The sequence below is a fragment of the Kribbella sp. NPDC049227 genome (assembly GCF_043197265.1).
Lineage (GTDB): Bacteria > Actinomycetota > Actinomycetes > Propionibacteriales > Kribbellaceae > Kribbella.
In genome coordinates, this window is sequence record NZ_JBICST010000010.1 from 238,732 (window position 1) to 251,529 (window position 12,798).

Below are 12,798 nucleotides of genomic sequence, written 5' to 3' on the forward strand. Positions count from 1 at the left end.
AACACGACAGCATCGAACAGGGGGAACGGAAAGCGCTCTCCCGCGGGAGGGCGACGTTCACCGACGACGCAGGGAGTGTCGCGTGGCTCGAGCAGACGAAATCCTCAGCCCCGAAGCGAAACAAACCAAGTTGATCGATCGAGCCCGGGCGTCCGACTCCGGACCCCCGGGCCTCCCGACCGCCCAGAGATCCGCACCGCCCGCCGGCGGCCAGCAGCTGTCGTGGTGGGCGCGAGCCCGCCGGGACAAGGTCCTGCTGCTGATGGCGATCCCCGGTCTGGCCTTGCTGCTCGCGTTCCACTACCTGCCGTTGCTCGGCAACCTGATCGCGTTCCAGGAGTACCTGCCGTTCGTTCCGTTCGGGCGCAGCGCCTGGGTCGGGCTGGACAACTTCGCGGTCATCTTCAACGGTGACGCAGAGTTCCTGAACGCGTTGAAGAACACGCTGCTGATCACGCTGGTCCAGGTGATCTTCGTCTTTCCGGCGCCGATCGCGCTGGCCCTGTTGCTGAACAGCCTGCTGTCGGAGCGGATCAAGCGCGTCGTGCAGTCGGTGCTGTACCTGCCGCACTTCCTGTCCTGGGTGATCGTGATCGCGATCTTCCAGCAGATCCTCGGCGGCAGCGGCCTGATCAACAACACGTTGCGGGCCCGAGGCATCGACACGATCGACTTCCTCGGCAATCCGGACAGCTTCATCGCGCTGCTCACCAGCCAGGTGATCTGGAAGGACTCGGGGTGGGGGACGATCTTGTTCCTGGCCGCGCTGACGCAGATCGATCAGGGGCTGTACGAGGCGGCCCGGGTCGACGGAGCGTCGCGCTTGCGGCAGCTGTGGCACATCACCGTGCCGGGGATCCGCGGGTTGATCATCCTGCTGCTGATCCTGCGGCTCGGCGACTCGCTCACCGTCGGTTTCGAGCAGATCGTCCTGCAGCAGAACCTGGTCGGCAGACCGGCCAGCGAGGTCCTGGACACCTACGTCTACAACAACGGCGTACTGGCCGGCCAATGGGGAGTCTCGGCCGCGGTGGGTCTGGTCAAGGGTCTGGTCGGCGTCGCCCTGGTGATCGGCGCCAACAAGGTCGCACACATCTTCGGCGAGGCGGGGGTGTACCAGAAAGCATGAGTACCCAGACGAATCTCCTCCGGCCGCCCGGTACCCGGCGGTCGACGATCGACGAGGTGCCGACGATCCCGACTCGGGCACTCAAAGGCATCGTGCTGGTGCTGTGTTGCGCGGTGGTGATCATCCCCTTCATCGGAGTGATCTCGACCAGCATCGCCAGCCAGGCGCATGTCACCAACTCCGGCGGCTTCGTGCTCTGGCCGGACGGCATCAACTGGGGCTCCTACCGGGCGATCTTCAACGGCGGTGTGGTGCAACGAGCATTGCTGGTCAGCTTCGTGATCACCCTCGGCGGCACCCTGGTCAGCCTGGCCGGATCCACCATGCTGGCTTACGCGCTGAGCCGGCCCGGCTCGTTCGGGCAGCGGCCGATCCTGATGATCGTGCTGTTCAGCATCCTGTTCAGCCCGGGGATGATCCCCAACTACCTGGTGGTGAAGGAGTTCGGCCTGCTCGACTCGCTGCTGGCGCTGGTCCTGCCGACCGCGATCAACGGCTTCAACGTGATCGTGCTCCGTTCGTTCTTCATGAGTATCCCGGCGTCGGTGATCGACTCGGCCCGGGTCGACGGTGCCGGCGACTTCCGGATCTTCTGGTCGATCGTCCTCCCGCTGTCCCGGGCAGTGCTCGCGGTGATCGGCCTGTTCTACGCGGTCGGCTACTGGAACGCGTTCTTCAACGCGATGCTCTACATCAACGACACGGCCAAGTGGCCGCTGCAGCTGGTACTGCGGACCTACGTCATCAACAACACCGAGCTCAGCAGTGGCGATCTCGGTGGAGCTTCGGCCGACCAGCTCCCGCCCCAGGAGTCGATCCAGATGGCGATCCTGGTGGTCTCCCTGGTTCCGATCCTGATCGTCTATCCGTTCCTCCAGCGGCACTTCACCAAGGGCATGCTGACCGGGGCGGTGAAGGGATGACCATGATCAGCAAACGGATCAGCAGACGAACGCTGCTCGGTGGATCGCTGGCCGCGGCCGCCACTGCCGGAGGCCTCAGCGGTTGTGCCACGGTCACGCGGTCGACCGACATCGCGGCGTTGAACAAGCCGGTCGCGTTGCCGACGTACAAACCGTTCGACGGACCGAAGCCGGACCTGCCCAGGAGCCATCCGTTGATGCCGGACTGCTTCTACCGGTTCCCGGCCGATCCGACCCGGGTCACCGAGGGCGTGCCCGCGGACGGCGATCCCATCTCCGGAAGCGTCCCGACGTCGAACCCGATTCCACCGACTGCCGATCGCAATCCGTACTGGCAGGAGCTGAACCGCAGGGTCGGTTCGCCGCTGCAGCTGACCATCACTTCGGCCACCGGCTCCGACTACACCAACAAGTTCGCGACCTCGGTGGCAGGAGACACGCTGGGTGATCTGTTCAACGTGGACGGCAAGTTCTCCTATCTGCCCCAGTTCCTCGAGGCGCGGGCCCAGGACCTGACCGAATACCTGTCCGGTGACGCGATCCTGGAGTACCCGTTCCTGGCCAACCTGTCGGCCGACTCGTGGCGTGGGTGCGTGTTCTCGGGCGGCATCCGGGCGGTCCCGATCCAGCGCGGCGTGATGTCGTCCAACCTGCTGCTGGCCCGCCAGGACCTGCTCGACCAGCTCGGTGTCGAGCTCGGGTCGCCGACCGTGGACGAGTTGAACAAGGTCGCCAAGGCGGTGACGGACGGGAAGAAGAACCGCTGGGCGTTCGCGACCCCACCCGCGGCGGCGCTGAGCGCGATGCTGGGGCTGCCGAACGGCTGGGAGGTTCGCGAGGGCCGCCTGGTGCACAGCCGGGAGCTCCCGGAGCACAAGGAGATGCTCGCGATCTCCACGAAGATGCAGGCCGACGGGCTGATCCATCCCGACGGGGTGGCGAAGAACAACCAGAAGGTCTGGTTCAGTCAGGGCTCGGCGGTGATGACGCAGGACACCTACTCGTCCATCCAGAGCTTCTACCGCCGCGCCGTGGCGAAGAACTTCGCCATCGCGCTGCCGGTCGTGCGTGACAGCGCCGGGAAGGTCGGACGGTTCCTGCTGGGGTCGCCGAACAACTCGATCGCGGCGATGCGGCCCAGCTCGCCGGAGCGGACCAAGATGCTGTTGCGGGTGCTGAACTGGATGGCCGCGCCGTTCGGGACCGAGGAGTATCTGTTCCGCAAGTTCGGCCTGCCTGGGCGCCACTACACGCTGAAGGGCACCGACCCGGTCCTGACCGAGGCCGGCGGCAGCGAGGTCTGCCTGGGCGAGTTCCCGATCCAGTACCTGTCCGACGGTGGATACCCGGTCTACTTCCCGGGCCACCCCGAGGCGGTCGATGTTGCCTACGGCCACCTCAAGACGATCCTGCCGACCGCGATCCTGCAGCCGACGTACGGGCTCTACTCACCGACCGACTCGACCAAGGGCAAGGTCGCCGACAAGGACTTCGACGCGCTCACCAAGGAGATCCAGCTCGGCCGCTCCGATCTCTCGGACTGGGACAAGGCCGTCGCCAACTGGCGCAAGTCAAGCGGCGACGCGATCCGCCACGAGTACGAGCAAGCAATGTCCATCCAGGGCCGAAAGTAACGACTAGCCGCACGCACCGCCCGCAAGGCGGTGCGTGCGGCCTTCTTTCAGTGACAGCGGAGGGTGTCCAGGTCGGGTGCCTGACCCATCGCGTGGTTGCCCGCGTCGTTGGGGTGGAGGCCGTCGCCGCCGTCGTACGCGGCTTGGAGGCGACTGGGATCGGCGGGGTCCCGGGTGGCGGCGTCGAAGTCGACCACGCCGTCGAACTCGCCGCTCGTACGGATGAAGGTGTTCACAGCCTGCCGCGCCGCCTCCTTCTCAGGCGTGTACACGAACGAACCGCCAACAGGCGTGAGCGTCCCACCGACGATGCACCGCCCACTGGCGTGGACCCGCTCGATCAGCTGCCGATACCCATCGATCAACTCGTCAGCCGTAGCACCCGCATAGATGTCGTTGATCCCTTCCAGCAACAACACCGTGCGTACGCCGGGCTTGGTCAGCACGTCCTTGTCGAGCCGCGCCAACGCACTCGGCCCGGCACTGCCCGCCTTCGCGATCCCACCGAGCACGCGGTTCCCCGAGATGCCCTCGTTGGAGATCGCCAGCCGCCGGTGCTCCGGCAACTGCCCGTACCGATCCGCCAGCACGTCCGGCCACCGGCGGTTCGTGTCGATCGTCGTACCGACCGACGACGTGATCGAATCGCCCAGAGTCGCCACCGTCTCGACCTGCTGCGGCGCCGTCACGATCGCCGCGTTGACGAAGTACCACGCCGACGACTCGGTCTGGTACGTCGTCGCCGACTCGTCCGCCGCGTGATCACCGGAGGTCGACTTGTAGCTGTGCTGCATGGCCCGGTTGTGTGCCGTGATCACACCCGTCGTACCGACCACATGCAGACTCACGGTCAGACTCGTCCGCGCCGGCACCGGCCCCGCCAGCGGATCACTGATCGCCATCGCCCCCGGCGGGATCGTCACCGAGGTCTTCCCGCCGAACGTCAACCGCCGGCTCGACCCCGGTACGACGCTCGCCCCGGCCTCCTGCCGCCCGACGTACACCGAGTCCGTCACCAACGGCTGATCGCCGTTCGCGTTCGACACCCGGATCCGCAGATCCGTCCCGCCGACGCTCGTCCGCACGACGTTCCGCACCGTCACGTTGTTCAGCGTCCCGCCGGCTATGTCGTCACTCGCACCCCACGTCGTCACCACGTCGGTCCCACCCGGGCCCGGGCCGTCGTCAGGCCTCGCGGCCGCCACCAGGCCCGCCGCACCCACCGCCGTCACCAGCAAACTCGCGCCCATCCGGCGCCACGAAAGAGAAGTCATCTCCCGAGTCAAGCCCGAATAGACATGCTGTGCAATCGTTTGCGCAACGATGAGCGCCGGACGGTCGCAACCGGCGGCCGAACGGTTCCGGTCGTCAGGGACAATGGGTGGTGATGACGCTGACTGAGCAACTGCCGGGGACGACCGAGCCTGACGACCTGTACGACGCGTTCGCGCGGTGGGTGGGGGAGCAGGGGATCTCGTTGTACCCGGCGCAGGAAGAGGCGTTGATCGAGGTGATGACGGGATCGAACGTGATCCTGTCGACGCCGACCGGGTCGGGGAAGAGCCTGGTCGCCACGGGTGCGCACTTCGCGGCGCTGGCGGACGGCCGGCGGACGTTCTACACGGCGCCGATCAAGGCGCTGGTGTCGGAGAAGTTCTTCGCGCTCTGCGACGTGTTCGGCGCCGACAAGGTCGGCATGCTGACCGGCGACGCGTCGGTGAACGCCGGGGCGCCGATCATCTGCTGCACCGCCGAGGTGCTGGCGAACGTCTCGCTGCGCGAGGGCTCGGCCGCGGACGTCGGCCAGGTGGTGATGGACGAGTTCCACTTCTACTCCGAGCCCGACCGCGGCTGGGCGTGGCAGGTGCCGCTGCTGGAACTGCCCGGCGCCCAGTTCGTCCTGATGTCGGCGACCCTCGGCGACGTCGAGCGGTTCAAGATCGACCTGTCCCGCCGTACCGGCCGCCCGACCGCGATCGTGTCCTCGGCCGAGCGTCCGGTCCCGCTGATCTACAAGTACGTCACCACCGCGTTGCACGAGACGCTCGAGGAACTCCTCACCACCCACCAGGCGCCGGTGTACGTCGTCCACTTCACCCAGGCCGCCGCGCTGGAACGTGCGCAGGCGCTGATGAGCATCAATGTCTCCTCGAAGGAGGAGAAGGAGAAGATCAACGAGCTGATCGGGAACTTCCGGTTCAGCAAGGGCTTCGGCCGGACTCTGCAGCGTCTGGTGAAGCACGGCATCGGCGTCCACCACGCCGGCATGCTGCCGAAGTACCGCCGTCTGGTCGAGCAACTCGCCCAGGCCGGTCTGCTCAAGGTCATCTGCGGCACCGACACCCTCGGCGTCGGCATCAACGTCCCGATCCGGACCGTCGTCCTCACCGCCCTGAGCAAGTACGACGGACGCCGGCAGCGGATCCTGAAGGCGCGCGAGTTCCACCAGATCGCGGGTCGCGCCGGCCGGGCCGGCTACGACACGTCGGGCACAGTCGTCGTCCAGGCGCCGGATCACGTGGTGGAGAACGTGAAGGCGCTGGCCAAGGCCGGCGACGACCCGAAGAAGCAGCGCAAGGTGCAGCGGAAGAAGCCGCCGGAGGGTTTCGTCACCTGGGGCGAGGACACCTTCGACCGCCTGGTCGCGGCCGAGCCCGAGGCGCTGCAGTCCCGGATGCGGGTCAGCCACGCCATGCTGCTGAACGTGATCGCCCGCGACGGCAACGCGTTCGAGAGCATGCGGCACCTGCTCCGCGACAACCACGAGGACTCGAAGGTCCAGGTCCGGTTGATCCGCCGCGCGATCCAGATCTACCGCACGCTGCTCACCGCCGGCGTGGTCGAGCGGCTGGACGAACCCGACGAGAACGGCCGCACGCTGCGCCTGACCGTGGACCTGCAGAAGGACTTCAGCCTGAACCAGCCGCTGTCGACGTTCGCGCTGGCCGCGTTGGATCTGCTCGACCCGGAGGATCCGTCGTACGCGCTGGATGTGGTGTCGGTGGTCGAGGCGACACTGGAGGACCCGCGAGCGGTGCTCTGGGCGCAGGAGCACCACGCCCGCGGCGAGGCCGTGAACGCGATGAAGGCCGAGGGCATCGAGTACGACGAGCGGATGGAACTGCTCGAGGACGTGACCTGGCCGAAGCCGCTCAACGAGTTGCTTGAGGCAACGTTCGAGATGTACCGGCAGACGCACCCGTGGATCGCGGACTCCGGCCTGTCGCCGAAGTCGGTGGTCCGGGACATGTTCGAGCGGGCGATGACGTTCGGCGAGTTCATCGGGTTCTACGGGCTGGCGCGGTCGGAGGGCGTCGTACTGCGGTATCTGAGCGACGCCTACAAGGCGCTGCGGCAGACGGTGCCGCCGGACAAGGTGAACGAGGACCTCACCGACCTGATCGAGTGGCTCGGCGAAGTGGTCCGGCAGACCGACTCCAGCCTGCTCGACGAGTGGGAGGAGCTGACCAACCCGACCACCGAGGAGGCGGCCGAGCCGGTCCCGGCCGGTCCGCGCCGGATCACCTTGAACAGCAGGGCTTTTCGGGTCCTGGTCCGCAACGCGATGTTCCGCCGCGTCGAGCTGGTCGCCCTGCACCGCTGGGCCGAGCTCGGCCAGCTCGACTCCGAGTCGGGCTGGGACGCCGGCCGCTGGGCCGAGGCAGGTACGGCGTACTACGCGGAGCACGAGGTGGTGGGCACCGGCCCGGCGGCACGTGGTCCCGCGCTGTTCATGATCGAGGAGCACTCGGGCTACTGGGAGGTCCAGCAGATCATCGACGACCCCGAAGGCAACCATGACTGGCGCATCACCGCCAGCGTCGACCTCGCCGCCTCCGACGAGGCCGAGGACCTGGTCCTGGAGATGGCATCCTTCAAGCCGCTGTAGTCACCGGGGTCTCGAGGGTTCTGACTTCGCGGACGAACATCGGGAGGGCGGACACGGCAATGCCGATGGATCCGACGGCGACGGCCGCGGTGGTGCCGAAGGTGCTGCCGAGTACGCCGCCGAGCGCGGCGCCGATCGGGAGGACGCCGAAGGTGAAGGTGCGGTACGCGCCGTTGCTGCGGGCGAGCGCGGTGCGGGGGATGAGCAGTTGGCGGATCGTCACGGACAGGACGTTCGCGCTGCCGAGACCGATGCCGGACAGGAACTGCAGTACGCCGAGGAGGACGCCGTACTGGATGCCTCGGCCTGGGAGGAACGCCAGCAGGAGCGGCAGGCCGGTCGACAGGACGAGTGAGGCACCGAAGGCTCGGCCGTAGCCGAGGCGTTTGGCCAGCCGGAGACCGAGCATGGCGCCGACGAAGGCGCCGGCCCCGCCGGCGCTGAGGGCGATGCCGTAGCCGCCGGCGGACAGGCCGCGTTCCTTGACCGCGAGAACGACGAGGTTGACGACCAGGATCTGCGCGGACGCGTTGTAGAGCGCGGCGTGGGCGGTCAGCGAGCGCAGGAACGGGCTGACCTTGATCTGTCGAACGCCTTCCCACAGACCGGGTCGGTCGTCAGTGGCGTGCGGTGCGGCCTCCGGTCGTCGCGCCGCCCCGACGCCCACGGCGCTGGCCAGGTAGGAGACGGCGTCGACGAGGAGGGCGACGGCTGGTCCGAGCACCTGCACCAGGATCCCGGACAGGCCCGGGCCGCCGACCTGTGCGGCGGTGGACGAGCCCTGGAGTGCGCGGTTGGCGGACGGTAGGTCGGCCTCTGGGACGAAGTCCGGAAGATAGGCGAACGACGCGATGTCGAACACCACACTCGCCGCCCCGACCAGGAAGGCGACCACGACCAGCAGCGGCAGGCTGAGCTGGTCCATCGCCCAGGCGAGCGGGATCACGATCAGCGCCGCGGCGCGGATGAGGTCGGCTGCGATCATCACCCCGCGCTTGCGCCGCCCTTCGAGCCAGTGCCCGGTGAGCAGTGGCAGCGCCGCGCTGGGCAGGTAGGTCGCCGTCGCGATGGCGCTGACGCCTGCCGCTCCCGCGTCGAGGGTCAGCGCGGCGGTCAGCGGAAGCGCGACCGCGGTCACGTGGGTGCCGACCGCGGAGACCGTCTGACCCGCCCAGAAGCGCTTGAAATCGCCGTCCACCGTTACCAGTACCTCCGCCTCATCCAGTAACACCGTTACCGGATCATGCCCTATGGCCGGTAACGTGGCAACTGTGATTCAGCCCGGCGAGCGCACTCCTGCTCCTGCGCCGCTGACGCTTGTGCAGGACCTGGTGAACACCGTCGATCTGGAGATGGAGCAGGACGCGCTGACGAAGCCCGCGGACCTGAGCGCGTTCTGCGCCGACCACGGCCTGCCCGGTCTCCGGTTCGATCGGGCTGACCTTGCGGAGGTGCTTATCCTGCGTGAGGCGGTGCGGGATGTCTGCCAGGCGCACGCCGGCATCGACGTACCGGCGGAATCCCTCACTGTGCTCGATCGGCTGCTGGCCGAGGCGCCGCTGACGCTGGCACTGTCAGCCGACGGAGGCGCGACGGTCCGTCGGGCAGACGGCCTGACCGGCGTACAGGCGCTGGTCTCCCGTCTCGCGGCGGACATCGCCACGTCGGTTGCTGTCGGCAACTGGCCGCGGCTCAAGGCGTGCGCCGCCGACACCTGCCGCTGGGTGTACTACGACCGCAGCCCGGCCGGTCGCAGCCGCTGGTGCACGATGTCCCTCTGCGGCTCCCGCAACAAGATGCGCAAGTACCGCGCCCGCGCCTAGACCGAGCCGCGAGGGCCGGCCGGGAAGCGATGGCTCAGGGCCAGGTGACGTTGACGTCCTGGATCAGTCGCCGGCCAGACGGATCCGCGCGACATGCCGAGCGAACCGGCCGTGATGCGCTCCCACTAGCCGGTTGTTTCGCCGATAGCGCACTCCTGTGCCGCCAGCGACAACACAACCCGCCAGCGAATCACCAGCCGCAAGCTCCCCGGATCAGCGGACGCCGGCGCCCGGATCAGCAGACGTGAGTTCCCCGGCCCGGCAAGCTCCCGAAACCATGAACCTCGCGATCTGGGGAGCCGAACAGTCCGGATCGGGATAAATACTCTCCCCGAACCCGCCGCTGCACCCGCACCCCGGCATCCCGGGCACCCTGTGCCCCCGCACCCCGGCATCCCGGCACCCTGTGCCCCCGCGCCCCGCGCCCGGCACTCCGCGCCCCGGCACCCCGCGCCCCGGCACCCCGGGCCGGCCCGGCACCCCGCGCCCCGGCACCCCGGGCGCCCCGGCACCCCGCGCCCCGGCACCCGCCCCCGGCGCCCCGGCACCCGCCCCGGGCGCCCCGGCACCCGCCCCGGGCGCCCCGGCACCCGCCCCGGGCGCCCCGGCACCCGCCCCGGGCGCCCCGGCACCCCGCGCCCCTGCACCCCGCGCCCCTGCACCCCGCGCCCCGGGCGCCCCGGGCGAGGCGGGCAACAGTCATTGTCATCCGCCAGCAGGTATGGATCCTGGCCGGTGCGGCTCGCTGGTTCAACGGCCAGGGCGCGCTACCGGGGCCCTCGGCAACGAGCTGTGGTGTGCAGGGGGTCGGGCCTCAGCCTTCCTCGGAGGCTCGGTTAGGGCCAGGTGACGTCGACCTCGGTCGGCGCCTCGTAGTCAACGCCCGGTACGTCGAAGCCGTACAGACGTCGTACTTCCGCGAGGAACCAGGTGGTGTCGGCGACGTCCGCGATGTTGTCCTGCGTCGCGGACTCCCACTGCGCGCGAACAGCCGCCTGCACGTCGTCGGTCAGCTCCCAGCGGTCGAGACGAATCCGGCCCTCGTCGTCGAGGTCGAGCGGTGTCTCGCCGGTCAGCTGATCCCACAGGGCGACCGACTGCTGCACGGGAGTCCGCAGACCATCGCCAAGCACCTTGTGCAGCAGGCTGACGTACAGACCGATGCCCGGGATCGCCGACGACGCCTGGGTCACCGCGGCACCGTTCACCGACGTCATCGCCTTCACGCCGTCCTTGGCGAGCGTGACCGCGGTCTGCTCCAGGTCGGCCTTCGCGGCGCCGATCGAACCCTGCCGGTAGATCGGTCCGGTCAGCTCGGACCCGATGTAGGTGAGCGCGACCGTGGTGAACCCGGGCTTCAGCAGCCCACGCTCGTCGAGCGCGGAGATCCAGCGAGCCCAGTCCTCGCCGCCCATCACCTTCACCGTCTGGGCGATCTCGTCCTCGGTCGCGACCTCGATCCCGACCTCCTGCAGAACCGGCTGCCCGTCCTCGTAGGCCAGGCTCTTGGTGGTGTGCGGTGCGCCGATCGCCTTGATCGCCGACTGGAACGTCTCCTCGGTCCGCGGATCGACCCGGCGCGGAGCGGCGACGCTGTAGATCAGGTGGTCGACCCCGCCGAACCGCTCGGCGATCAGCCCGAGCACCTCGTCCTTGGTGGTGTCCGCGAACGCATCGGCGTTGATGAACCGGAAGTCTCGACCGAACTCGGCCGCGAGCACCGCCGTCTCCGCGGTGCGGTACCAACCCGCGGTCGCCGTACGCCGAGCCGTCGGCGCCTTCTCGAAGGACACACCGATCCCGTCGATCCCATAGCGCGCGAGGCCCGCGATGGTCGCGGCCAGGCCGTAGCCGGAGCTGGAGCCGATGACGAGCGCGGTACGGCGCTCCGGTGCACGGCGCTCGACTTGGCCGGCCAGGTCCCGGACTATCCGGGCACAGCCGGCCGGATGCGAGTCCAGGAAGAGGAATCCACGGCCCAGGGGCTTGATCACGCGCTCACTCATGCCAGGACCCTAACCCGGCCCGGAGCGTCGGCGGGGCAGAGTGCCAGAAGAGTGCGCAGAAAGGTCCGGTTCAGTTCCAGTACAGTTCCGCGTCGTCGGGCTCGACCGTGACGTCGGCGCCGAGGCGGCGGAGGTTGCCCGCGAAGTCCGTGTAGCCGCGGTGAACGTGGTGAGCGGCGGAGACCAGCGTCTCGCCCTCGGCCGCGAGCCCCGCCAGCACGAGCGCGGCGCCGGCCCGGATGTCGCTGGCCACGACGGGAGCCCCTGACAGCCGCGGTACGCCGCGGACCACGGCGTGGTGCCCGTCGGTCTGGATCTGCGCACCCAGGCGGGTCAGCTCCTGCGCGAAGGTGAACCGGCCCTCGAACAGGTTCTCCGTCACCATCGCCGCGCCGTCACTCAGCGCGTTGAGCGCGATCACGAAGGCCTGCAGGTCGGTCGCGAACCCCGGGTACGGCAGCGTCACCACGTCCACCGGCTTCGGCCGGTCGTCCATCCGGACCCGGAAGCCCGGGTTCAGCACCGTGATCTCGGCGCCGGCCCTGTGGAGCTTGTCCAGCGGAAGTTCGAGATGATGGGCATGGCCGTTGGCGATCGTCACGTCACCCTTGGTGATCGCGGCCGCGAACGCCCAGCTCCCGGACACGATCCGGTCCGCGACCACGGTGTGGTCGACCGGGTTGAGCGGACCGGCCACACCGCTCACCTCGATCCGGGGTGTGCCGGCGCCGTCGATCTGGGCGCCCATCTCGACCAGCATCGCGGCGATGTCCTGGATCTCCGGCTCGCGGGCCGCGTTCTCGATCACCGTGGTGCCCTTGGCCAGCACCGCGGCCATCATGATCGTCTCGGTCGCGCCGACGCTGGGGAAGTCCAGCCAGACCTCGGCGCCGTGCAGGCCCTGCGGTGCCTCGGCGATCACGAAACCGTGCTCGATGTGCACCTTCGCGCCCATCGACTCCAGTCCGGCGACGTGCATGTTCAGTCCGCGCGAGCCGATGTTGTCGCCACCCGGCAGCGCCACCTCCGCCTTGCCGCAGCGGGCCAGCAGCGGTCCGAGCACCGAGATCGACGCCCGCAGCTTGCGCACCAGCTCGTAGTCACACTGGTACCGGACCTCGTGCGGTACGGCGATCGTCGCCAGCTGCGCCTCCGCGTCGACCGTGACCTCGCAGCCGAGCGTCTCCAGCAACTGGGCCATGAAGGCCACGTCCAGGATGCCCGGTACCTGCCGCAGCGTCGTCGTACCTTCTGCCAGCAGGGCGGCCGCCATCAGCTTGAGCACACTGTTCTTCGCTCCAGCGACCTGCACGGCTCCCTCGAGCCGTGCCTCACCCGCGATCCGAAACCGTTCCACCCGCCGACTGTAGCGAACCGGTGTCCCCGGACATGCG

9 protein-coding genes are annotated in these 12,798 nt (G+C 68.7%); 5 read left to right on the plus strand and 4 right to left on the minus strand.

The window, feature by feature from the left end:
* Positions 1-82: 82 nt before the first annotated feature.
* Genes ACGFH6_RS40460 through ACGFH6_RS40470 form a run of 3 tightly spaced genes read left to right on the plus strand, consistent with a single transcriptional unit; the run spans position 83 to position 3,686 of the window.
* A complete protein-coding gene (locus tag ACGFH6_RS40460) occupies positions 83-1,129 on the plus strand; it encodes an ABC transporter permease (protein WP_393395713.1) in 1,047 nt (348 codons plus the stop codon).
* Positions 1,126-2,052: a carbohydrate ABC transporter permease gene (locus ACGFH6_RS40465; RefSeq protein ID WP_393395716.1), complete on the plus strand. Its 927-nt coding sequence runs from the start codon at positions 1,126-1,128 to the stop codon at positions 2,050-2,052. Before ACGFH6_RS40460 ends, ACGFH6_RS40465 begins: the two co-directional genes overlap by 4 nt.
* 2 nt (positions 2,053-2,054) lie before the next feature.
* On the plus strand, positions 2,055-3,686 hold the full coding sequence (locus ACGFH6_RS40470) for an extracellular solute-binding protein (protein WP_393395719.1): 1,632 nt from the start codon (positions 2,055-2,057) through the stop codon (positions 3,684-3,686).
* A 47-nt stretch (positions 3,687-3,733) separates the two neighbouring features.
* On the opposite strand, the gene ACGFH6_RS40475 is transcribed toward ACGFH6_RS40470, so the two are convergent.
* Entirely contained in the window at positions 3,734-4,960 is a 1,227-nt protein-coding gene (locus tag ACGFH6_RS40475; protein ID WP_393395723.1) for an SGNH/GDSL hydrolase family protein, read from the minus strand.
* Between the two features lie 113 nt (positions 4,961-5,073).
* Here ACGFH6_RS40475 and ACGFH6_RS40480 point away from each other — a divergent pair, with 113 nt between their 5' ends.
* Positions 5,074-7,575, plus strand: a complete 2,502-nt coding sequence (locus ACGFH6_RS40480) for a DEAD/DEAH box helicase (protein WP_393395726.1) — start codon at positions 5,074-5,076, stop codon at positions 7,573-7,575.
* Here the strand turns inward: ACGFH6_RS40480 and ACGFH6_RS40485 are convergent.
* A complete protein-coding gene (locus ACGFH6_RS40485; protein WP_393395729.1) occupies positions 7,562-8,773 on the minus strand; it encodes an MFS transporter in 1,212 nt (403 codons plus the stop codon). The two genes, ACGFH6_RS40480 and ACGFH6_RS40485, sit on opposite strands and share 14 nt — an antisense overlap.
* 64 nt (positions 8,774-8,837) lie before the next feature.
* Between ACGFH6_RS40485 and ACGFH6_RS40490 the strand changes: the two genes are divergently transcribed.
* Positions 8,838-9,398 carry a CGNR zinc finger domain-containing protein gene (locus ACGFH6_RS40490; protein ID WP_393395732.1) on the plus strand — a complete coding sequence of 187 codons (561 nt, stop codon included), beginning with the start codon at positions 8,838-8,840 and terminating at the stop codon, positions 9,396-9,398.
* Between the two features lie 836 nt (positions 9,399-10,234).
* Here the strand turns inward: ACGFH6_RS40490 and fabV are convergent.
* A complete protein-coding gene (gene fabV, locus ACGFH6_RS40495; protein ID WP_393395735.1) occupies positions 10,235-11,404 on the minus strand; it encodes an enoyl-[acyl-carrier-protein] reductase FabV in 1,170 nt (389 codons plus the stop codon).
* 70 nt (positions 11,405-11,474) lie between these two features.
* On the minus strand, positions 11,475-12,761 hold the full coding sequence (gene murA, locus ACGFH6_RS40500; protein WP_393395738.1) for a UDP-N-acetylglucosamine 1-carboxyvinyltransferase: 1,287 nt from the start codon (positions 12,759-12,761) through the stop codon (positions 11,475-11,477).
* Between the last annotated feature and the right edge of the window lie 37 nt (positions 12,762-12,798).